Genomic DNA, 22,718 nt, shown 5'->3' with positions numbered 1-22,718 from the left:
AGACGGCCTGCCCGGATTCTGTACACAATGGCACATCGCTTGCTTCATTCTGCCAGAAGTTCGTTGCCGGAGTTTTTGTTGCCATGGGGGCTGACCAGCCAGAGACGATAGCCGCAATCGTGGCCGCGCATCGCGCGGGAACGATGACGCCGGCACAGACGATCGCGCGAACCTATCAGCGCATCCGCGACCATGGCGATGATGCCGTCTTTATCAGCCTGCGCGACGAGAAGGACGCGATTGCGGAGGCCGAGAAGCTTGCCGCGCGGAAGGATGCCATGAGCCTGCCGCTTTACGGCGTGCCGGTCGCGGTGAAGGACAATATCGACGCGCTGGGCTTTCCGACGACGGCGGCCTGCCCGGCCTTCTCCTACACGCCGACACACGACTCCACCGCTGTCGAGCGCCTGCGCGCCGCCGGCGCCATCATCATCGGCAAGACCAATCTCGATCAGTTCGCAACCGGCCTCGTCGGCGTACGCTCGCCCTACGGCATTCCCAAAAATCCGATTCGCGAGGATCTCATTCCCGGCGGATCGAGCTCGGGCTCGGCGACCGCCGTCGGCGCGGGTCTCGTACCGCTCTCGCTCGGTACCGACACTGCGGGAAGCGGGCGCGTGCCGGCGATGCTCAACAATATCGTCGGGCTGAAGCCGAGCCTCGGCATGATCTCGAAGGCAGGGCTCGTGCCTGCGTGCCGCACGCTCGATTGCATCTCGATTTTCGCTCTTACGGCGGACGATGCCGCGCTCGCGCTTTCCGTGATGGCCGGACCGGACCAGGCCGATCCGTTCTCGCGCGACCGGCCGCTTGGCGCGATGACACCGTTTCCGGCCAACGTTCGTCTGGGCGTGCCGCGCAACGGGCAGCTGATCTTCTTCGGCGACAAGAAGTCGGAGGCCGCCTACGGCGAGGCCTTGAAGCGCTGGACGGCGCTCGGCGCGACACTCGTCGAGTTCGACCTCGAGCCGTTCTACGAGACCGCGCGGTTGCTCTATGAGGGACCCTGGGTTGCCGAGCGCTATCTCGTGATCCGCAATCTCCTCGCCTCCGCGCCGGATGCGATCCATCCGGTGACGCGCGAGATCACCGCCGCCGGCGCCCGGCTCACCGCGGCCGAGACCTTCTCCGCGCTCTATCGGCTGCAAGGGCTGCGCAAGATAGCCGAGCGCGCCTTCGCGCATCTGGACGCGATGGTGCTGCCGACGGCCCCGACGATCTATTCGACCGCGCAGGTGCTCGCCAATCCGGTCGAGCTCAACAGCCGGCTCGGCACCTACACCAATTTCGTGAACCTGCTCGATCTCTGCGGCCTGGCACTGCCCGCGTCAATACGCGCAGACGGTGCGCCCTTCGGCATCACGCTGCTCGCGCCCGCCGGCCGCGATGGATTCCTTGCGAGCATCGGCCGCGTATTCCATGCCGACACGAAGCTCAGTGTCGGCGCGAAGGGCATTGTGCAGCCACCGCTCGCTCCGCTGCCGGCCAGCAGCACCGACGAGATTCCGATTGCCGTGGTTGGCGCGCATCTATCCGGCATGGCGCTGAACGGCGAGTTGAGGGCGCTGAACGCACGCCTGATCGAAGCAACGAAGACGGCGCCCGACTACAGGCTCTACGCGCTCGACACGAGCCCGCCAAAGCCCGGAATGCTGCGCGTCGAGGCCGGCAAGGGATCTGCGATCGAGCTGGAGATCTGGTCCTTGTCGGCGTCGGCCTTCGGCGAGTTCGTCAACGCGATTCCGCCGCCACTGTCGATCGGCAGCATCAAGCTCGCCGACGGCCGCAGCGTGAAAGGCTTCATCGTCGAGCCGGAAGCGCTGGCCGCAGCGCGCGACATCACTGCGTTCGGCGGCTGGCGCGCGTATATGGCGGAAGCTGCGACGGCGTAGCTCGCGTAGGGTGGGTTAGCGCAGCGTAACCCACCTCTTGTGTTTCTGCGGGTGCGAACAGTGGTGGGTTACGCCTTCGGCTAACCCACACTACAACGTTACACCGACACCGCGTAGACCTCGTATTCGCCGCGCACTAGTTCGATATGCGCGCGCATGGCGGCGGCAGCGCCCTGCTTGTCGCCGCGCATGATGGCGACGACGACGCGGTCGTGCTCGGCCTGCGACTTGGCGAGCCGGCCGAGATTGCGGAACTGGGCGCGGCGGAACGGCTGCACGCGCACACGTGTCGCAAGCGTGATCTCGGCAATATAGCCGTTCTGCGAGCCGGCATAGATCGCATTGTGGAATCGCTCGTTGATCTCGTGGAACCGCTCCGGATTGCCGGTGTAGCTCAAGACCCGCAGCTCCTCGTGAATGGCTTCCAGGCCGTGGCGCTCGGCCGCCGACATCCGCTCTGCGGCAAGGCCGGCGCACAAGGCTTCCAGCTCCGCCATCGCCTCGAACATGCCGGTCAGCCGCTCGATCGACGGTTGCGCCACCACCGCGCCGCGATGGGCGCGCGCCTCGACGAGGCCGCTGGCCACGAGTTGACGCAGCGCTTCGCGCACCGGCGTGCGCGAAACGTTGAAGCGCCGTGCGATATCGGTCTCATCCAGTGGCGCACCGGGCGGCAACGTGCCGCGAACGATCGCGTCCGCGAGCTGAAGCCGCAGCTCCTCGGCGCGCGTGACCTTCTGCACCGAAGGCAGCGGCCGGTCGACGCGCGGCACCACCGTCTCAGCTGGCATTGCTCCGGGCGGAAGGTCGTCAAGCGTCATGCGATCAGGTCTCTTTCGGCTCGTCGATGATGCTGACATGGGCAGCGACGACGCGCCAGCCCTCGGGGAAGCGGACCCAGGTTTGCATCTGCCGGCCGACCCTGCCCGGCATGGTGTCGCGATAGAACAGCGTGGAGGCGACAGCGGTGTCGCGGCCGTAGCTGGTGATCACGGTTTTCGCGGTGCGGCGGTTCAGACCGACCGGCGAGCGCGCGGCACGAAAGCCGGAGATCGCCTCATAGCCGTAGAGGTTCTCGCCGATGCCGTAGCGCAGCGTGCGCGGGTCGTTGCGGAAGAGCTCGCCGAGCACGGCGACGTCGTTGGTAACCAGCGCTTTTTCGTAGCGCTCGAACGCGGCGGTGACTTCCGCGATCACGTCGGGCAGATCGATCTCCATCTCAAATCCCTCTCGGCGACGGCGCCGACACCACGCCCATCCGTTCCAACGCGTGCGCGACGCGCAACGCGATGTCCTCGCGCCAGGGCGCGGCAATGATCTGCACGCCGATCGGCATCGGCTCGAGCGGCACTGGCACCGCGACCACGGGCAAGCCGACGAAGGAGATCGGCTGGGTGTGGATGCCGATATTGGCGCGCACCGGCAACTCGACGCCGTCGAGCTTGAATGTCACCTGGCCGATCTCTGGCGCGGTGCAGGGCGTTGCCGGCGCGAGCAGCACGTCGACCGACTTGAATATCTCGGCGAGTTGCGCGCGATACCAACGGCGGAATTTTTGCGCGCGGTCGACCAGCGCCGCCGGCACCATGGCGCCTGCGATCAGCCGGTCGCGCACCGCCGGATCAAAATCGTTCGGCCGCTTGCGCAAGCGATCGAGATGCAGCGAAGCGCCCTCGGTCGTGGTGATGACATAGGCAGCCGCACGGGCGCGCGCAGCCTCGGGAATGTCGACCACTTGCGTCGCGCCGAGGGCCCTGGCCACGCGGCCAACAGCTTCGACGGCTTCGGGGAAGACGTTCTTCTGGAAATAACCGCCGGCGATCGCGATCCGCAGACCGGAAACGGACTCGTTGAGCAGCGGCGTTGCCGGCTCGACCGGCCGTGTGGTGCAGGCGGCATCATCGACATCCGGACCCTGCATCACGTCATAAACGAGCGCGAGGTCGGTGATCGAGCGCGCGAACGGACCGAGATGATCGAGGCTCGCAACGAACGGGAAGGAGCGCGCGCGCGAAAGCCGGCCATAGGTCGGCTTCAGGCCAAAGATGCCGCAGAAGGAGGACGGCACGCGGATCGAGCCGTTGGTATCCGAGCCGAGCGCGATCGGCACCAGCGCGCCGCCGACGGCGCTGCCGGAGCCGCCAGAGGAACCGCCGCTCATCCGTGTCGTGTCGTGCGGATTGCGCGAGGGGCCATCATGGACGTTCTCGCCGGTGAAGTCGTAGGCATATTCACCCATGTTGAGCGCGCCGACCAGCACGGCGCCGGCCGCTTCCATCCGCTCGATCAGCGTGGCATCGCGCGCGGCGGGCGCGCGGTCGCGATTGATCTTCGAACCGGCGTGCGTCGGCAGGCCGGCAACGTCGAACAGGTTCTTCACCGCGAACGGGACACCTGCGAGCGGACCGACCTTTTTGCCGGCCGCGATGTCGGCATCGATCGCGCGCGCTTTGGCGCGGGCGCGCTCGGTAGTGACGTCGGTGAAGGAGTTGAGAAGCGTGTCGTGCTGCTTGATCCGGGCGAGCGCGGCTTCGGTCGCATCTAGCGCGGACAGTTTGCCGCCTGTCACCGCCCTGGCGATGTCCGCAGCCGTCACTTCGGGAGCTGTCGTCATGGCAGCATCAGGCGGTGAACACGGGCGCCGGCTCGGTCTCGTCCGGCAGCACGAATTCGTCGACGAGGCGGGCGAGCCGCAGCGACACGTCGAGGTTGGCGCGAATGGCCGGCCGCCAGGCCTCGTCGATAGGCAACGCCAGCGCCTGCGCGACGGCGTCGATATAATCGTCCAGCGGTTCGGCCATCTTTCACCTTGTTCTCTTATGAGTATGGGTCGCAAGCTTCGTGCCAAAGGCCAATGCCGCGCTAAGGTACAAGCAAACTATTGATATTACTTAATTAATCTCCAAGCCATCGCGACTACCAGCAGCCCTATTGCATACAAATAACCTGCCCTGCTCACACAATGGGCGGAAATCTCCGCCCGCGGATTGGGCAGCTACCGGTCTGGGCTGGCGCGCTCGAACTGGCGGAGCAGCTTGTTGCCGCGCTCGACTGCGGAATCGAGTGCTGCCTGGGCGCCCTTCTTGCCGGCAAAGGCCTGCTCCAGCTCATCCTCGATGACGCCGCGGATCAGCACGAAGGAGCCGAGCCGAATGCCCTTCGAGTTCTCCGTCGGCGGATGCAGCGTGATCTCCTCGAAGGAGATCGCACTGCCCGGATTGCGCTCGTAGAAGCCCTGCGCGCGGGTCAGCTCGAACGCGGCGCGGGTAATCGGCAGGTAGCCCGTGTTCTGGTGCCAGGCCGCCTGCACGCCCGGCTGCGACAGATAGGCGAGGAATCTTGCCACGCCCTTGTACTCGTTGCGCGGACGGTCGCGCAGCACCCACAGCGTGGCGCCACCGATGATCGAGTTCTGCGGCGCGCCCTTCACGTCCGGCCAATACGGCATCATGCCGTAGCCGACCTCGAATTTCGAGTTGGCCCTGATGTCGGCGCGCGTGCCGGAGGAGCCGATGAAGATGCCGCATTCGCCATTCTGGAAGCGCGGCTCGGCCGCCTGCCCGCGACCGCTATAGTCGAACACCTTGTCCTTCTGCCACTCGCTGAGCTGTGCGATGTGGTGCACGACGATGGGATTGTTGATCCTCAATTCCGCGTCCAACCCGGCAAAGCCGTTCGCCTTGGTCGCCAGTGGCAGATCGTGAAACGCCGAGAAATTCTCGACGTGAATCCAGGACGGCCAGGACGTGGTGAAGCCGCAGACCGCCCCGTGCTCGCGCAGACGTTTTGCGGCAGCCCCGAGTTCCGGCCAGGTCTTTGGCGGCGTCTCGGGATCAAGGCCCGCGTCACGGAACATGCCCTTGTTGTAGTAGAGGATCGGTGTCGAGGCGTTGAACGGGAAGGACAGCAGATTGCCGGCTGCGTCCGTGTAGTAGCCTGAGACGGCCGGAAGATAGGCGCCGGGCGAGAACGGCTCGTTCTGATCCTGCATCAGGCTGAACACCGGATAGATTGCGCCCTTGGCCGCGGTCATGGTGGCGGTCGCCACTTCGTTGACCTGGACGATCGCCGGCTGGCCGCGTGAGCGGAAGGCGAAGATCGCCGCCGTCACCGTTTCGGTGTAGTTGCCCTTGTAGCTCGGCACGATCCGATAGTCGGATTGCGAGGCGTTGAAATCGGAGACGAGCTTCTCCAGCTGCCGGCCGAGCTCGCCTGACATCGCGTGCCAGAGCTGGATGTCGGTCGCGGCTCGGGCCGGCGAGGCCATAGCGAGCGCCGCTGCGACGGCGACCATCTGCAAAAGACGCAAGGTTCTAATCACCATCGTTCATCCGTCTCGCGCCCCCGTACCTGCTTAAGGCGCGGCATGGCTGGTTTCAATCAGGAACAAGAACCGACCGCGCTGCACAATCGGCGGCCGGAAGGCCAAGGCGCCCACGTCATGCCCGGGCTGTCCGGGGCATCCACGTTCTTTGTACCGCGCCGCAAGACGTGGATGGCCGGGACAAGCCCGGCCATGACGTTGTGGGAGCTTCAGCACGCTCGGGCAGGATAGCGTTCCCCTGACCTTCTGCTAGATTGCATTGAACCTTTTCTACCCGCCATAGACTCCATCACTGAGGGGTTGAGTGTGCCAGTGTTGAGCCGTGCCGAACTCTCGCGGACCGGGATGGTTTTCGTCGTGTTCCTGTTCGCGATGTGCGCGACGGGGACGTTTGCGCGCGAATTTCGTGCCGCCGACACCCAGACCGAGGATTACCCGACCGTCCAGGCGCTGCATTACATGGGCGCTCTGATCGCGGAACGCACCGGCGGCCGGCATGAGGTCAAGGTGTTTCACTCCCGCCAGCTCGGCGAGGAGAAGGAGACGATCGAGCAGACCCGGGCTGGCGCGATCGACCTCAACCGGACCAACGTGGCGCTGATCGGCAACTTCGTCCCGGCGATGAATGTGCTCGCAATGCCGTTCCTGTTCCGCTCCATCGAGCACATGCAAAAAGTGCTGGACGGGCCGATTGGCCGCGAAATCCTCGGCAGCTTCGAGCCTTTCGGTTTCGTCGGCCTTGCCTTCTACGATTCCGGCGCGCGGTCGATCTACAACGGCGTCCGGCCGGTGAAGAGCGTGGCCGACCTCAGGGGCTTGCGGATCCGCGTGCAGCAATCGGAGTTGATGTCGGCGATGATCCGATCGCTCGGCGCCGAGCCGGTCGAATTGCCCTATGGGCAGGTGCTCACGGGGCTCGCGACTCATCTGATCGACGGCGCAGAAAACAACTGGCCGTCCTTCGTCACCACGGACCATTACAAATATGCCGGCTACTACACGCTGACCGAACACACGATGAGCCCGGAGGTGCTGGTGATCTCGCTGAAGGCCTGGCGGAGCCTGTCCGCGGAGGACCAGCAGATTTTTCGCGAAGCCGCGCAGCGCTCCAGCCGCTTCATGCGCGAGAAGTGGCGTGATCTGGAGGAGCAGTCGCAGCGCAAGGCACAAGCTGCCGGCGTCACCATCATCAGGGATATCGACCACAAGCCGTTCGAGGATGCGATGGCCGACATCTACGCCAAGGCCGCGCAGGACCCTGCCGCGGCTGCGCTGATCGAACGTATTCGCAAGGTGGAGTGAGGCCGCTTGGCAGCGCTTGGACACAGCGAGAAGGAAAAGCCGCCCGGCCCGGTCGGACGCTTGCGCGCCCGCATCGTCGGCGTACTGCGCGCCGTTCCGATCCGCTGGCGCATCCTGTCGATCGCGGCGCTGAACTCCGCCGTGGTCATTGTGCTCGTGGCGATGATCTGGAACGGGGCACAAGTGCTGGCCTCGGCCTGGGACGATCTCCGCCAGGTGCGCGAGTCCGACAAGATCCTGGCGCTGCTCGAAAGCGAGACCGGACGCCTGCAAAACCTCATCCACCGCTACATCAACCAGCCGAGCCCCGACCTGTTCGCCGAGATCCTGCTGCTGCGCGAGGCCGTGCTGGGCACGCTGACCAACCGCGCCGCCAAGGACCCGATGCTGTCGGGCTCGGTCGAGGAGCTCGAGCGCACCACCGAGCGCTTCCTCAACGGCTTTGGCGAATTGCGCAGCGTGCAGGCGACCATCGCCAAGACTTATGAGGACCAGGTGCTGGGGCCCGCCAAGGACATGGCCGGGCTCTATTCCATCATCGAAGGCGCGACCGGCCATCGCGACGCGCTGATCTGGCCCTCGCTGGGCAAGTCCCGCGAAGCCTTCACCGCCATGCTGGTCGCGGCCAATTCCTACTATCTCTCGCTGGCGTCGGCCTCCGCCGAGGACGCCCGCCGCAACACCGAGACGATCGAGAAGACCATCCCCGTGATGAGGGATCTCGCCGACAACGACCTCCAGCGGATGGCGCTGGAGCGGCTCGCCACCCGCACCACCGCGCTACGCGAGGGCTTTGCAAACCTCTCCGAGCAGCTCATGAGCCGCACCGATCTTTTGCGCAACACTATCGACGCTAGCCAGGCCGAGGCCATCGGCGCCATCGACGACCTCTCGACCAAGATGCGCCAGCGCGAGCAGCGGGCGCAGGAGACCTTTGACCGAACGCTGTCGGACATTTCGCGGCGGGTGCTGTCGATCGCGGTGATCTTCCTCGGCATCATCCTCACCGTCGGCGTGCTGATCGCTTTGTCGATCCGGCTGCCCCTGCAGCAGATCATGACCGCGATGCGCGCGATCACGATCGGCGATCTCGACCGCGAAGTGCAAGGCATCAAAGCGCGCGACGAGGTCGGCGCCATGGCGCGCGCGGTGGAAGTGTTCCGCGAGAACGCGATCGCCAAGCGCAAGACCGAGGACGAGTTGCGCGCATCGAAGGAGAAGGCCGAGAGCGCGCTCCTGGAGCTCAATACCGCACAGCAGAACCTGATCGACGCCGAGCGGCTGGCCGCGCTCGGCGGCCTCGTTGCCGGCGTCGCCCACGAGGTCAACAACCCCATCGGCATCAGCCTCACGGTTGCTTCCAGCTTTGCCCGGCGCAGCGAGATCTTCGAGGCGCAGCTGAAGGGCGATGGCGGCCTGCGGCGCTCGCAGCTGGAAGAATTCGTGCAGTCCTCGCGCGACGCCTCGCAGCAGCTCGTCGCCAACCTTACGCGCGCCGGCGAGCTGATCCAGTCGTTCAAGCAGGTCGCGGTCGACCGCTCCCATGCCGAGCGCCGGCAGTTCAGCTTGAGCGAGGCCACCGACCAGATCATCGCCAGCCTGCGCCCGGTGCTGAAGCGCTCGCCGATCACGCTCAAAGTCGACGTGCCGGAAGGGCTGCTGCTCGACGGCTATCCCGGCTCCTATGGCCAGATCCTGACCAACCTGTTCCTCAACGCCGCCAACCACGCCTTCGCCGACGGCCGCGCCGGCACCATCTCGATCTCGGCACGGCCGCGCGGGTCTGATGACATCGAGCTCAGCTTTGTCGACGACGGCGCAGGCATGACGCCGGACGTGCAGCGGCAGGCCTTTGACCCTTTCTTTACCACCCGGCGCAATGAGGGCGGCACGGGTCTCGGCCTCCATATCGTCTATAACCTGGTCACCCAGCAGCTCGGCGGGCGGATGATGCTGGAATCCAAGCTGGGACAAGGCACCACTTTTCGCATTATCATGCCCCGGGTCGCCAAGGGCGGCACGCAAAGCACAGAGACTGACGGGACTTCTCAATGGCCGAACAGGACGATGTCCTCCACCTGATCGACGACACCGCCACCACGGCGGAGGATACGACTGCGCGGAAGTGGAAGATCGCCGTCATCGACGACGATCCGGCCGTGCATGACGGCACGCGCTTTGCGCTCTCTGACTACAGCTTGAACGGCCAGGGTCTCGAAATCCTCTCCGCTTATTCGGCGGCCGAAGGCCGCAAGCTGATGCGCGAGCACAACGACATCGCCGCCGTGCTGCTCGACGTCATCATGGAGACGGATGTCGCGGGGCTCGAGCTCGTCGAATTCATCCGCAACGAGGTCCGCAACGAGACCGTCCGCATCATCCTGCGCACGGGACAGCCGGGCCAGGCGCCGGAACGGCGCGTCATCGTCCAGTACGACATCAACGACTACAAGGCCAAGACCGAGCTCACCGCGGACAAGCTGTTCACCTCGCTGACCGCGGCGCTGCGTTCCTATCAGCAGCTCGAGCGCATGGTGCAGACAAGGCGCGGGCTCGAGATCATCATCGACGCCGCCTCCACCCTCTACGACTTCAAGTCGATGCAGCGGCTCGCCGAGGGCGTGCTGACCCAGCTCGCCTCGCTGCTCAATGTCGACTGCGCCGGTATACTGGTGCTGCGCGACAATGGCGGAGCGGCAGGCGCGGAACTGTCTGTGCTGGCCGGCTCCGGCTGCTACAGCCGCTTCATCGGCACCACCACCTCGAAAGCGCTCGACCCCGATCTGCGCGCGCTCGTGGAGGCCGCCTTCCAGCGCCGCAAGAACGAGTTCGCCGACCACCGCAGCGTGATCTATTTGCGCACCGGCAGCGGCCGCGAGGTCGTGGTGCTCTTGCAGGCCGAGCGCGAGCTCTCGGAAACCGACCGCTCGCTGGTCGAGATCTTCTCCAGCCGGCTCTCGATCGCCTTCGACAACGTCATCCTCTATCAGCAGCTCCAGGACGCCAATACCCAGCTCGAGGACCGCGTCGCCCAGCGTACCCGTGCCCTGATGCAGGCCAACCGGCGCCTCTCCGCGCAGTGGCTGCGCTTGCAGCGCGCCAACGGCTTCAAGAACGAGATTCTCGGCACCGTCGCCCATGACTTGAAGAATCCGCTCGGCGTCATCCTCGGCCGCACCGAGATGCTGAAGGAGCTGATCACGACGGGCGCCTCGAGCGGCGGCGTCATCGCCCAGGTCGATCACATTCGCGACGCCACCAAGCGCCTGACCACGATGGTCGATCACCTGATCTCGGACGCGATGGCCGACGCTTTCGACATCACGATCCGCCGCGAGCCGGTCGACGTCGCATCCCTGGTCCAGGAGGTCGCCGAGGCCAACCAGCCGCTCGCCGTCAACAAGCAGCAAACCATCAGCGTCACCGCGCCTGCAAACATCGTCACCATGTGCGACACCGATCGCATCCGCGAGGCGATCGACAATTTGATCAGCAATGCGATCAAATACAGTCCGATCGGCGGCAAGATCGGCGTGACCGTCACGCATGAGGGCAACGACACCGTCATTCGTGTCAACGACGAGGGCGCGGGCCTGTCGCCGGAGGATCTGGGTCGCCTTTTCGGCCGATTCCAGCGGCTTTCCGCAAAACCGACCGCGGGCGAGAGCTCGACAGGCCTTGGGCTTTCCATCGTCAAGCGTATTATCGACATGCATGGCGGCGAGGTGACCGCCGCCAGCGGCGGCCCCGGCAAGGGCTCGATCTTCACTATCACGCTACCCGCGACCGAATTGCCATAGTTTGAGTGCCAGGATCTGAATGACATGACCCAGAGCCAGCACATCATGATCGTCGACGACGAGGCCCCGGCCCGGGAAATGGTCGGCGATTACCTCAAGATGCACGGCTTCACCGTGACGCTGTGTGACGGTGGCAAGAGCTTGCGCACGGCGATCCAGGGCGGCATGCCCGATCTCGTCGTGCTCGATCTCAACATGCCCGAGGAAGATGGCCTGTCGATCATCCGCGACCTCAAGCGCCGCATCAACGTTCCGGTGATCATGCTCACGGCGACCGCGAGCCCGATCGACCGCGTCGTAGGGCTCGAGCTCGGCGCCGACGATTATGTCGCCAAGCCCTGCGAGCTGCGCGAGCTGATGGCTCGCATCCGCTCGGTGCTGCGGCGGAGCACGCCGGTGAAGGCGGTGGCGACGGAAACGGCGGCGGCAAAATCCGACAAGGATCAGCTCGTGCGCTTCGGCACCAAATGGCTCGACCTCGAGGCGCAGGCGCTGCGCGACGACGAAGGCAACGAGCATCCGCTGACCGCATCCGAATTCGGGCTGCTCAAGGTGTTCGCAGCCAATCCGAAGCGTGTGCTGTCGCGCGAGCGTCTCCTCGAGCTCGCCAATGCGCGCGACGCCGAGGCCTTCGACCGCGCCGTCGATCTGCGCATCATGCGCATCCGCCGCAAGATCGAGCCCGATCCGACCAAGCCCGCCGTGATCCGCACGATCAGAGGCGGCGGCTATCTGTTCTCGCCGTCGGGCGAGAAGGCGTAGCGTCGATCAAGGATCGCGATGCCCTCCTGGCGAAAGCCAGGACGACATCGAGATTAGAGCGGCGGCGAACGCGGAAATGAAAGATTCGTTCCTGCCTCCGCAAGGTCCGCAGCCCCGTAAATCCCGTACATTGAATTAATTGATTTTTTTACTCCGAATATTTCGTCGCAAGCCTCGCGACGAAACAATTTGGCGGCGCACGAAACCATTTTCCGCTTGTCGCGCAGACGTCCCGAAACGCTGGCTCTTTAACACTTTGATCCAAGGAAACGCCGCTCGGTTGCGGCGCTACGGGGAGCCAGTCATGCAGAATGTCGTCGCCATCAACGCCCAGGCCAGCGAGGGCATCATTGCCGCTCAGGCGACATCGGACGAAATGCTTCTGGAAAGCATTGCCGACGGCAACCGGACGGCCATGCACATCCTGTACTGCCGTCACAATGTGCGGGTGTACCGCTTCATCCTGCGCATCGTGCGCGACGCTACCACGGCTGAAGACCTCGTGAGCCAGGTCTTCCTGGACGTGTGGCGGACCGCCAGCCAATTCCAGGGCCGCTCGCAAGTCTCGACCTGGCTGCTCTCGATCGCCCGCTTCAAGGCGCTGACCGCAATGCGCCAGCGCCGCTTCGAGGACATCGACCAGGAAGACGTGCGCCAGATCCCGGACGAGCACGACACGCCGGAGACGGCGCTCGACCGCAACGACACCAGCGCGATCCTGCGCGCCTGCGTGGCAAAACTGTCGCCGGCGCATCGCGAGATCATCAATCTCGTCTACTACCACGAGAAATCGGTGGAGGAGGTCGGCCAGATCATCGGCATCCCCCAGAGCACGGTGAAGACCCGGATGTTCTACGCCCGTAAGCAACTGGCCGATTTGCTGAAAGTTGCCGGCGTCGACCGCTTCGCCGCCTAAAGATTTGTGATTTCAAAGGGATGGGACCGCATCTGCGGCCCTGTCCCGGGACACGAAAGCGTTACCGCCGACGAAACAATTGAAACGAACCACAACATCAGGCGGAAAAACTTCCCCCGTATAAAGCTCCATACGGTTTGCTTAAACCTCCCAAGGACCTCCAACGACCCGGACGGTGTGCCCGCCTCCGGGTCGTTTTATATTTGGGGGTGGTCACGAGGCGCTGGTGCGACGCGCTTGAGTGAGGTGCGTACCGTTCTCTCATTCCCCCCTTGCGGGGAGGGGCAGGCAGGGGGGTGCCACGAACTCCGACTTCGCCCGGGGCTACCCCCTCCCTAACCCTCCCCCACAAGGGGGAGCGAACGCAGCGGAGCAGACGGCGACGGCTGCCCGTCACGAATGCGTGACGCTCTGTAACGACGTGCGGCTTCGTCCCGAATAGCCTCGTGACCCCATCCACGAGTGCCCCGATGCTCGACCTGATCTTTGCTGTCCTTGCCGGCGTCCTCACCATCGCCGCGCCCTGCACGCTGCCGGTGCTGCCGATCCTGCTCGGGGCATCCATCGGCCGCGCGGGACGCCTGCGGCCGGCGATGATTGCGCTGGGCTTCGTCATCTCGTTTTCCGCAACTGCGCTACTGCTCGGCGCGATCACGCACCTGTTCGACTTCGACCCGAACGTGCTGCGTTCGGCTGCGGCCATTCTGCTGCTTGGCTTCGGCCTGCTGATGCTGTGGCCGGCGCCGTTCGAGTGGCTGTCGATCCGGCTTCATGGCTGGCTTGATTTGGGCACATCGCAGAACGCGCAGCGCGAGGGCGCGCTTGGCGGGCTGGTGCTCGGCACCACGCTCGGCCTCGTCTGGACGCCCTGCGCAGGGCCCGTGCTCGGCTCGATCCTCACCCTGGTGGCAACCTCGAAGAACCTGGCCTGGGCCGGCACGCTTCTGATCGCCTATGCTATCGGCGCGGCGCTGCCGATGCTTGCGATTGCCTATGGCGGACAGGCCGTGACCACGCGCGTGGCCAGCATCGCGCGCATCTCGCCGCGTCTGCAGCAGGCCTTTGGCGTCGTCGTGATTGCCTTCGCGCTCGCCGCCTACTTCCAATACGACACGCTGATCGTGGCGTGGCTCACCGGGTTCTATCCCACCGGCCAGATCGGCCTGTGATCACCCCACATCTCACCGGAGGACGTTTCCATGACTCTCAAACTGCTCGCCGTCTCCGCCGCACTGATCGGCCTCGCTGTGACCGGCGCCGTCATTCCCGGCATCTGCGACGAGGCCGCGCCCGCGGCGTCGATCAAGGTCGCGGCCGCCAGCCAGGACACCGCACCGGACTTCACCGGCATCAGCAACTGGTTCAACTCGAAGCCGCTGAGCCTCGCCGACCTCCGCGGCAAGGTGGTGCTGGTGGATTTCTGGACCTATGGCTGCGTCAACTGCGTCAACACATTGCCGCATGTCACCGAGCTCTACGCCAAGTACAGGGACAAGGGCCTGGTCGTGGTCGGCGTGCACACGCCGGAATTTCCGTTCGAGCGCTCTGCTTCCAACGTGCAAGCCGCGCTGAAGCGTCACGGCATCAGCTATCCGGTGGCGCAGGACAACGACTCCCGGACCTGGAATGCCTACCGCAACCAGTATTGGCCGGCGCAATACATCATCGACCAGAGCGGCAAGATCGTCTTCCAGCACGAAGGCGAAGGCAGTTATGATACGATCGACCGCACGGTCGCTCGCCTGCTCAATGCCAATAGCTGATCCCGCGCGGACATCACGAGGCCGGCTCGCATGCCGCCGTTGTTGCTTGACTCCACGGACCCGTCCGTGGAGTTTCGTGCCGACGGAATCGACCGCCCGAAATGGACGACGCCACCACCAGCGACGACATCCGCCTTCGTGAAGGCTCCTCAATTGCGCAGCGGCTGGTGATCGCCGGCTTCGCGGCAATCGTTTCGCTTTGCTTCACGCCAGGCTTGTTTGCGCACGATGTCCTGGAACTGGTCATCTCCGTGCTCGCGCTGCTCCTCGGAGCGGCGTTCATCGGCGGCGTCATGCTTGCACCGGCGGTGGTGTGGATCATCACGCCGAATGAAATCCTGATCGGTCAGCAGCGCCCGTTCGGACGGCTTCGCACCCGGATCGTCGCGAAGGACGAAATCTCGCAACTGCAGGTCCAGGGACAGGTCCAGGCGCGCAAGGCGTCCACGACGCGCTTCCATCTGGCCTTCACGCTTGCGTCGGGGGAGCGCCTGACGTCCCCACCCATCTCCGACGTCACGCATGTCCGCGACACCGTTGCCCGGATCGCCGCGCAGTTCGGCGTTCCCAATGTCGAGCCACCGGTCAATCCGCTCGATGCCGCCAATCCCGAGATGCATCTCGGCGAGCCCGTCGAGCCGTTCTCCAACAGGGACATCAGGATCGTTGCATTGATCGTCGCCGGACTGTCCGCCGTTCCCTACGCCTACAAGCTCTGGCGCGGTCTGTCGCCCGGCCTGGTCGACATCCTGCTGCTGCCGATCGGCGCGGTCGCCGCGTTCGCCGTTCACAGATATGCCAATCTCGTGACGGGCGCCTTCTGGATCATCCGGCAGGGCGATGTTCGCGTTGAACGCTTGTCGGGCGACGGTAGCTTGCGCGCGGACCATATCGAGGGGCGCGACGTCGAGGCGATCACGGTCGAGCGCCGCGGTCGATCCGAGGACGAGCACTGCATCGTCGCGATCAGATTGCGGTCCGGACAAAGGTTTCGCAGCCCCCGCATCGGCTCGCGGCCAGAGGCACGCGCCGTGGGCACCGAGATCGTCCGGCGGCTCGGAATAGGGCCTGAGAACAACCGGATCTAGCAGTCCTCGCCGCGCGGACACGGCTTTTCGCGCCATATCCCCTGTTCGTGGCATTGAGGCATGTCAAAAAACCAAAACATCCTAGTGACATACCAGCCGGGCGCGCCATTAACTTGCCATGAAGCTGCCCCTGAGTTTTGATGGTTCCGAATGATTTGCAATGTGGCAGCGGGGAGAGCTTGAAATGACGGATTTTCGTCGCCTGACAGGGATGTTGATCGCCGCACTCGGCCTGATCCTCCCCACCTCCTACGCCTGCGCCCAGCAGCCCGACCGCGGCGATGAGCCAGGCCTGATCGCGGACGACAGCTACGAGCTCGATCCGGAATGGCAGAAGCAGGTCGTCTATTACCGCACGACCGAAGCGCCCGGCACCATCATCATCTCGACCTCGGAGCGTCACCTCTATCTGGTGCAGCCCGGCGGGCGCGCGATCCGCTACGGCATCGGCGTCGGCCGCGACGGTTTCCAGTGGCAGGGACTGGTGAACATCACCAACAAGAAGGAGTGGCCGGACTGGACGCCGCCGCCGGAGATGATCCAGCGCCAGCCCTATCTGCCGCGCTTCATGGCCGGCGGCCCCGGCAATCCGCTCGGCGCCCGCGCCATGTATCTCGGCACCACCGTTTACCGCATCCATGGCACCAACCGCCCTGATACGATCGGCACCAAGGTGTCTTCAGGCTGCTTCCGTCTCGTCAACAATGACGTCGCCGATCTCTACGATCGCGTCCCGGTCGGGACCAAGGTGGTGATCCGGCAGAAGCCCGAACTCTAAGGGTTATCGTTCGAGCATGATTTTTCGGCAAGCCGCTTCGGACTTTTCCGGATCATGCTCTCCGCCTTCGTCCAAACTCCTTTTCCCGATTATTTCGAGAGAAACAAATCATGCGCACTTTTCGAGGCGGCCTGCTGATCGGGCTCGCGGTCGCTGTCCTGGTCGGCGCTTTGGCCGTTGTCTATGAGATGTACGACACCCGCACGCTGAAGCGCACGGTCCGGCGCGGCGAAGTGTTCTGCGGCGTCAACAAGGGCCTGCCGGGCTTCTCGATCCCCGACGACAAGGGCAACTGGACTGGCTTCGACGTCGATTTTTGCCGCGCGGTGGCGGCGGCCATCTTCAACGATCCGAGCAAGGCCAAGTTTATTCCGCTCGACGCCAGCGAGCGCTTCAAGGAATTGCAGAGCCGAAAGGTCGACATCCTCTCGCGCAACTCGACCTGGAGCATGGCGCGTGAGCTCGACTACGACCTCTATTTCCCGGCAGTCGCCTACTACGATGGCGAAGGATTCATGCTGCCCCGCTCGCGCAACAAGGAGACCGCGCTGGACCTCAACGGCAGCAAGGTCTGCGTGCAGTCGGGCACCACGACGCTGCTCAACCTCGCCGACTACTTCCGTGCCAACAACATGAAGTATGAAGAGGTGAAGTTCGACAAGCTCGAGGACGTCGTCAAGGCCTATGACAGCGGCAAGTGCGACACGCTGACCGCCGACGTCTCCCAGCTCTATGCGCTGCGGCTCAACCTTTCCAAGCCCGGCGACCACATGATCCTGCCGGACATGATCTCCAAGGAGCCGCTCGCACCCGTCGTGCGCCAGCGCGACGACGACTGGATGATGATCGTGAAGTGGACGCTCTACGCCATGATCAACGCCGAGGAGTTAGGGGTCACCTCGGAGAACATCGACGAGGCCCTGAAGTCGAAGAAGCCCGAAGTGATGCGCCTCGTCGGCACCGAAGGCAATTACGGCGAGCAGCTTGGGCTGACCAAGGACTGGGCCGTGCGCATCATCCGCCACGTCGGCAATTACGGCGAGATGTACGAGCGCAATATCGGGGAGAAATCCAAGCTGAAAATCCCGCGCGGCATGAACCAGCTCTGGAACGCGGGTGGCGTGCAGTACGCACCGCCGATGCGGTAGTAGATTTCAAGCGCAGCCACGCTCTCAATCGTCATGCCCGGGCTTGTCCCGGGCATCCACGTCTTTGGGCACGGCATACGCGGATGCGCGTGGATGGCCGGGACGAGCCCGGCCATGACGAATGGCGTCACAAGTGCCACTCTCTCCCGTCATCCTGAGGAGCGCGGAACGCGCGTCTCGAAGGATGAAGTCCGAGATGCGAGAGCCAGGCTCTCATGGTTCTCTAGGCGATGCGCAGCATCGTCCGGGAGACGGCGCTGCGCCTCGCCTCACTCAATACGCCTCAATACCCCCTTGCCCTTGCCAGCTGCTCGGCATGGTAGTTGGCATCGCCGAACAATTCCTCGCAGACGCGGGCGCGCTTCATAAAGAAGCCGATGTCGAACTGGTCGGTCATGCCCATGCCGCCATGCATCTGCACGCCTTCCTGAACCGCACGGGTCGCAGTAGTGCCGGCGCGCGCTTTCGCGACCGCGACGGCTGACGCGGCCTTGGCGGCATCGGCATCGAGCGCCTGCATCGCCTTCATGACGGCGGCGCGGGTGATCTCGATGTCAACATAGAGCTCGGCGGCACGGTGCTGGAGCGCCTGGAATTCGCCGATCAGCTTGCCGAACTGCTTGCGCTGCTTGAGGTACTCGACGGTGCGGCCGAACACCTCTTCGCTCAGGCCCACCATTTCGGAGGCGACCGCTCCGCGGCCGATATCGAGCACGCCGTCGAGCAGCTCGGCGCCCCGATCGAACTCGCCGAGCACGCTGTCGGCATTGACCTCGACATTATTGAACTCGATGCGCGCCGCATTGTGTGCATCGACCATGATGGTGCGCTCGATGGCAACGCCCTTGGCCGCAGGGTTGACCAGGAACAGCGTCAGGCCCTCGCGTTCGCCGGCGGAGCCCGCCGTGCGCGCCGCAACGATGAACAAGTCGGCGACATGGCCGTCGACGACCAGCGCCTTGGCGCCGGAAAGCTTGAAACCGTTGCCGGCGCGGACGGCTTGCAGATTGGTCTGGAGCGGCCGGTGCTTGGCGCCTTCGTCGATCGCGAGGCTGGCGAGCAGCGAGCCGTTCGAGATCTTCGGCAAGTAGTCGGATTTCTGCGCGGCATTGCCGCCACGCGTGAGCGCGGACGCGGCGACCACGCTTGTCGCCAGGAACGGCGACGGCATCAGCGTGCGACCGATCTCCTCCATGACGATTCCGGCTTCGACGCAGCCGAGGCCGCTGCCGCCGAACTCTTCCGGCACGAGGAGGCCGGCAAAGCCCATCTCGGCGAAGGAGTGCCACAGCTCCTTGGAGAAGCCGGTCGGATCCTTTGAGTCGCGCAGGTGCCGCAGATGCGACACCGGCGCCTTGTCGCTGATCAGCCCGCGCGCAGAGTCGCGGAGCATCGATTGTTCTTCGGTGAGGACGAGGGCCATGATTCAAATCTCTAACGTCTGGCGAAATGCATGTTTGTTGTTCGTGTCATTCCGGGCGATGCGCAGCATCGAACCCGGAATCTCGAGGTTCCACAATGCGCAATTGCGCATTGGGGTTCGCGCTCTCGCGCGCCCCGGAACGACGGAACGCCTCACGCCCCCGGCAGATCGAGGATGCGTTTTGCGACGATGCCGAGCATGACCTCGGACGTACCGCCCTCGATCGAGTTGGCCTTGGTGCGCAGCCAGGCGCGCGGGCGGGCGCCTTGCCTGGAACGCTCGCTCTCCCATTCCAGCGCGTCGACGCCGCCGGCCGACATCAGGATCTCGTAGCGGCGCTTGTTGAGCTCGGTACCGTAATATTTCATTGCGGATGAGAACGCCGGATGCGCCTGTCCCGCCTTGGCGAGGTCGACCGCGCGCTCGGCGCAGGCTGCGAGCGCCGCTTCATCGACATCGAAGCTCGCGATCTGGCCGCGCAGCATCGCATCGTCGAGCTTGCCCTGCGCATCGGCGCCGACGGAATCGGCAGCGATCTGACCGAGCGGGCGGCCGACGCCGCGCTCGCCCATGCCCGAGATCATCGCGCGCTCGTGCTGCAGCAGATATTTTGCAACGTCCCAGCCGCGGTTGACGGTGCCAACCACGTGAGATTTCGGCACGCGGACATTGTCGAAGAAGGTCTCGCAGAACGGCGAATAGCCGGAGATCAGAAGGATCGGCTTGGTCGAGACACCCTTCGAGGTCATGTCGAACAGGATGAAGCTGATGCCGTCGTGCTTCTTCGCCGCCGGATCGGTCCGCACCAGGCAGAAGATCCAGTCGGCGTAGTTCGCATAGGACGTCCAGATCTTCTGGCCGGTGACGACGAAATCGTCGCCGTCGCTCTCCGCGCGGGTCTGTAGCGAAGCGAGATCGGAGCCGGCATTGGGCTCGGAATAACCCTGGCACCAGCGGATCAGTCCCGCCGCGATCTTCGGCAGATGCTCCTTCTTCTGCGCTTCGTTGCCGTATTTGAGCAGAGCCGGGCCGAGCATCCAGATGCCGAAGCTCGACAGCGGCGGACGTGCGCCAATCTTAGCCATCTCCGCGCGTAGCACCTTGTGCTCGGCAGGCGACAGACCACCACCGCCATATTCCTTCGGCCAATCCGGCACCGTCCAACCCTTGTCGCGCATGCGCTCGAACCAGACGCGCTGCGGCTCGGACGAAAATTTCGCATTGCGCCCGCCCCAGAACACGTCGGCGTCCGACGTCGCGGGCTTGCGCATCTCTGGCGGGCAGTTGGCCTCCAGCCAGGCGCGGGTCTCGTTGCGAAATGTTTCGAGCTCGGTTGATTCGAAATCCGGCGCTTTTGAGTCGGTCATGGGTCGCTTCCGTCCATCAAGGTCAGCTTGTTGCTATGACTCTGGGCCATCGCACCGCGGAATTCAACCTATTCCGTATGCTCCACCTACTCACACCGTTCTTCGTCAGGCTATAGTCGTCAGCACGGCAAGGCTTGAAAACACAGAGGAAACGACAATGCGCCTGAAGCTACTTTCGCCTGGCGAAATGAGCGACGACCAGCGGCAGACCTATGACGAGTCGATTGCCGGAAAACGCGGCAAGCCGCCGGCACCGATGATGGCCTGGCTCAACAGCCCGGAGATGGCGCGCCACGCCACGCGGCTCGGCGAGGTCCTGCGCTTCAACACCGTATTTCCCGCAAAGCTCTCGGAGATCGCAATTCTCGTGACGGCGCGGCATTGGACCTCGCATTACGAATGGTACGCGCACAAGCGCCTGGCGCTTCAGGGCGGGATGGAGCCGGAGATTATCGACGCGATCCGCGACCGCCGCACGCCGGAGTTCGACGATCCCAGAGGCAAGATGATCTACGACGTCGCCAAGTCGCTGCACGAGGGCCACGGCGTCGAGAAGGGACTCTACGACGAGGCCGTCGCGCTGCTCGGCGAGCGCGGAGTCGTCGAGGTAATCGGGCTGTGCGGCTACTACACGCTGGTGTCGATGACGCTGAACAGCTTTGAATTCGATCTGCCGGAGGGGGCCGTGTCGGAGCTGAGCTAAAGCGCGATGAGATTGGGAAGATTCGTCATCGCGCTTTAGGTTGTTGTTTGAGCATGATCTCCGCGCAAACGCGTTCCGCGTTTGTCGCGAGGGAAACCGCTAGGCACTTTTCCGGATCATGCTGGTTGCCGATCCGGAAACGCTGAGTTTCGGTATGGGCCAGTTCCTCTGTCCCGCAGCAGTCCCTATGTGGTGTGGAGTAACGGAGCAGCAGCATGTCACCAAATCCCGCCGTCAACGCAGGCACCCGCATCGGCCATGTTCACCTGAAGGTCGCCGATCTCGATCGCGCGCTCGGCTTCTATTGCGGCGTGCTGGGTTTTGAGCTGATGCAGCGCATGGGCTCCGGCGCGGCCTTCATCTCGGCGGGCGGCTATCATCATCACATCGGCCTCAACACCTGGGAGAGCAAGGGCGGCTCGCCGCCACCGCCGGGCACGACCGGGCTCTATCACACTGCGATCCTCTATCCGACGCGGCCGGCGCTTGCAGATGCGCTGCATCGCGTGCTCTCCGCTGGCATTGCACTCGACGGCGCGAGCGACCATGGCGTGTCCGAGGCGCTCTATTTGCGCGATCCCGACGAGAACGGCGTCGAGCTCTATTGGGACCGGCCGCGGGAGCAGTGGCCGTTTGGGCCGGATGGGAAGTTGGCGATGTTTACGAAGCGGCTGGATCTGGAGGATTTGCTGAAGCAGCGGGAGACGTGACTTCGTAGGGTGGGCAAAGCGGAGCGTGCCCACCACTTCTGTCGCAATCGTGAAGAGATGGTGGGCACGGCGCTCCGCGCCTTTGCCCACCCTACGATTCCGACCCCGCGGGAAGAACTCAGCAGAACTACGTCAAATCGCATCCGGAAACTCGCCCATCGCGGCTTCCAGCCGCGCCTTGCGACGGCGCGCCCAGGAGGCGAACGAGAGGACCGCCAGGCCCAGCAGCACCGGCGGGAACACCACCATGTTCACCGCAGACCAGCCGTAATTCGCGAGCAACTGTCCCGAGGAGAACGAACCGATCGCCATCATGCCGAAGACGAGGAAATCGTTGAACGCCTGCACCTTGTTGCGTTCGTTCGGGCGGTGCGTCTCCAGCACCAGCGCGGAGGCGCCGATGAAGGAGAAATTCCACCCCACCCCGAGCACGATCAGCGTCGCCCAGAAGTGCATCGCGGTGATGCCGGAGAGGCCGATCGCCGCGGCGCCCGCCTCCAGCAAGAGGCCGGTGGCGACGATCTTCGGCGCGCCGAAGCGTGCGATCAAGGCGCCGGTGAAGAAGCTCGGGCCGTACATGGCGACAATGTGCCATTGAATGCCGAAATTGGAATCGCTGACGCTGAGGCCGCAGAGCTTCATGGCGAGCGGCGCCGAGGTCATCACCAGGTTCATCATGGGATAGGCGATCACGCCGCACAGCGCCGCCGCGATGAAGCGCGGCTGCCGCACGATGCGAAGC

General features: G+C 64.4%; 21 protein-coding genes. 13 read left to right on the top strand and 8 right to left on the bottom strand.

Going from position 1 to position 22,718, the window contains the following annotated elements:
• Window positions 1-83 precede the first annotated feature (83 nt).
• Entirely contained in the window at window positions 84-1,892 is a 1,809-nt protein-coding gene (gene atzF / locus SO156_RS38860) for an allophanate hydrolase (protein ID WP_498538452.1), read from the top strand.
• Window positions 1,893-1,990: 98 nt separating this feature from the next.
• Here atzF and SO156_RS38855 read toward each other — a convergent pair whose 3' ends face one another.
• The 5 genes from SO156_RS38855 to ugpB form a co-directional block, all read right to left on the bottom strand.
• Entirely contained in the window at window positions 1,991-2,713 is a 723-nt protein-coding gene (locus tag SO156_RS38855; protein WP_498538451.1) for a GntR family transcriptional regulator, read from the bottom strand.
• Window positions 2,714-2,717: 4 nt separating this feature from the next.
• Window positions 2,718-3,110 carry an oxalurate catabolism protein HpxZ gene (gene hpxZ / locus SO156_RS38850; protein WP_498538450.1) on the bottom strand — a complete coding sequence of 131 codons (393 nt, stop codon included), beginning with the start codon at window positions 3,108-3,110 and terminating at the stop codon, window positions 2,718-2,720.
• A gap of 1 nt (window position 3,111) precedes the next feature.
• Window positions 3,112-4,506, bottom strand: a complete 1,395-nt coding sequence (locus tag SO156_RS38845; RefSeq protein WP_498538449.1) for an AtzE family amidohydrolase — start codon at window positions 4,504-4,506, stop codon at window positions 3,112-3,114.
• A gap of 7 nt (window positions 4,507-4,513) precedes the next feature.
• Window positions 4,514-4,693: a DUF4089 domain-containing protein gene (locus SO156_RS38840; protein WP_458151677.1), complete on the bottom strand. Its 180-nt coding sequence runs from the start codon at window positions 4,691-4,693 to the stop codon at window positions 4,514-4,516.
• A 194-nt stretch (window positions 4,694-4,887) separates the two neighbouring features.
• Window positions 4,888-6,216 carry a sn-glycerol-3-phosphate ABC transporter substrate-binding protein UgpB gene (gene ugpB / locus SO156_RS38835; protein WP_458151678.1) on the bottom strand — a complete coding sequence of 443 codons (1,329 nt, stop codon included), beginning with the start codon at window positions 6,214-6,216 and terminating at the stop codon, window positions 4,888-4,890.
• Between the two features lie 306 nt (window positions 6,217-6,522).
• Between ugpB and SO156_RS38830 the strand changes: the two genes are divergently transcribed.
• The 10 genes from SO156_RS38830 to SO156_RS38785 all read left to right on the top strand — a co-directional run bounded on the left by SO156_RS38830 (window position 6,523) and on the right by SO156_RS38785 (window position 17,773).
• Entirely contained in the window at window positions 6,523-7,518 is a 996-nt protein-coding gene (locus SO156_RS38830) for a TRAP transporter substrate-binding protein (RefSeq protein ID WP_498538448.1), read from the top strand.
• 6 nt (window positions 7,519-7,524) lie between these two features.
• Entirely contained in the window at window positions 7,525-9,600 is a 2,076-nt protein-coding gene (locus tag SO156_RS38825; RefSeq protein ID WP_498538447.1) for a sensor histidine kinase, read from the top strand.
• Window positions 9,570-11,318, top strand: a complete 1,749-nt coding sequence (locus SO156_RS38820; RefSeq protein WP_498538446.1) for an ATP-binding response regulator — start codon at window positions 9,570-9,572, stop codon at window positions 11,316-11,318. The genes SO156_RS38825 and SO156_RS38820 overlap by 31 nt, the downstream gene beginning before the upstream one ends.
• 24 nt (window positions 11,319-11,342) lie before the next feature.
• Window positions 11,343-12,080 (top strand): response regulator, encoded by a 738-nt coding sequence (locus SO156_RS38815; protein WP_498538445.1) that lies wholly within the window; start codon window positions 11,343-11,345, stop codon window positions 12,078-12,080.
• Between the two features lie 304 nt (window positions 12,081-12,384).
• Window positions 12,385-12,996: a sigma-70 family RNA polymerase sigma factor gene (locus SO156_RS38810; protein ID WP_458145988.1), complete on the top strand. Its 612-nt coding sequence runs from the start codon at window positions 12,385-12,387 to the stop codon at window positions 12,994-12,996.
• 470 nt (window positions 12,997-13,466) lie between these two features.
• On the top strand, window positions 13,467-14,165 hold the full coding sequence (locus tag SO156_RS38805) for a cytochrome c biogenesis CcdA family protein (protein ID WP_458145989.1): 699 nt from the start codon (window positions 13,467-13,469) through the stop codon (window positions 14,163-14,165).
• A 30-nt stretch (window positions 14,166-14,195) separates the two neighbouring features.
• The gene (locus SO156_RS38800) at window positions 14,196-14,759 is read left to right on the top strand and encodes a thioredoxin family protein (protein WP_458145990.1); all 564 of its coding nucleotides are present in this window, start codon (window positions 14,196-14,198) and stop codon (window positions 14,757-14,759) included.
• 101 nt (window positions 14,760-14,860) lie between these two features.
• Window positions 14,861-15,847 carry a hypothetical protein gene (locus SO156_RS38795; protein WP_458145991.1) on the top strand — a complete coding sequence of 329 codons (987 nt, stop codon included), beginning with the start codon at window positions 14,861-14,863 and terminating at the stop codon, window positions 15,845-15,847.
• A gap of 184 nt (window positions 15,848-16,031) precedes the next feature.
• Window positions 16,032-16,625, top strand: coding sequence for a L,D-transpeptidase (locus SO156_RS38790; protein WP_498538444.1), 594 nt, complete (start codon window positions 16,032-16,034; stop codon window positions 16,623-16,625).
• 110 nt (window positions 16,626-16,735) lie between these two features.
• Complete coding sequence (locus SO156_RS38785; protein WP_498538443.1) at window positions 16,736-17,773, top strand: amino acid ABC transporter substrate-binding protein; 1,038 nt, start codon at window positions 16,736-16,738, stop codon at window positions 17,771-17,773.
• 283 nt (window positions 17,774-18,056) lie between these two features.
• On the opposite strand, the gene SO156_RS38780 is transcribed toward SO156_RS38785, so the two are convergent.
• Both SO156_RS38780 and SO156_RS38775 read right to left on the bottom strand, forming a co-directional pair.
• On the bottom strand, window positions 18,057-19,196 hold the full coding sequence (locus SO156_RS38780) for an acyl-CoA dehydrogenase family protein (RefSeq protein WP_498538442.1): 1,140 nt from the start codon (window positions 19,194-19,196) through the stop codon (window positions 18,057-18,059).
• A 152-nt stretch (window positions 19,197-19,348) separates the two neighbouring features.
• Complete coding sequence (locus SO156_RS38775) at window positions 19,349-20,563, bottom strand: acyl-CoA dehydrogenase family protein (protein WP_498538441.1); 1,215 nt, start codon at window positions 20,561-20,563, stop codon at window positions 19,349-19,351.
• Window positions 20,564-20,720: 157 nt separating this feature from the next.
• Here SO156_RS38775 and SO156_RS38770 point away from each other — a divergent pair, with 157 nt between their 5' ends.
• Window positions 20,721-21,266 (top strand): carboxymuconolactone decarboxylase family protein, encoded by a 546-nt coding sequence (locus tag SO156_RS38770; protein WP_498538440.1) that lies wholly within the window; start codon window positions 20,721-20,723, stop codon window positions 21,264-21,266.
• A gap of 215 nt (window positions 21,267-21,481) precedes the next feature.
• Window positions 21,482-21,976: a VOC family protein gene (locus SO156_RS38765; RefSeq protein WP_498538439.1), complete on the top strand. Its 495-nt coding sequence runs from the start codon at window positions 21,482-21,484 to the stop codon at window positions 21,974-21,976.
• Between the two features lie 132 nt (window positions 21,977-22,108).
• Here SO156_RS38765 and SO156_RS38760 read toward each other — a convergent pair.
• The coding region (locus SO156_RS38760) for an MFS transporter (protein WP_498538438.1) at window positions 22,109-22,718 on the bottom strand (610 nt) is incomplete at its 5' end.

The organism is Bradyrhizobium sp. UFLA05-125 (genome assembly GCF_059803515.1).
This window is presented reverse-complemented; position numbering and strand designations above follow the sequence as displayed.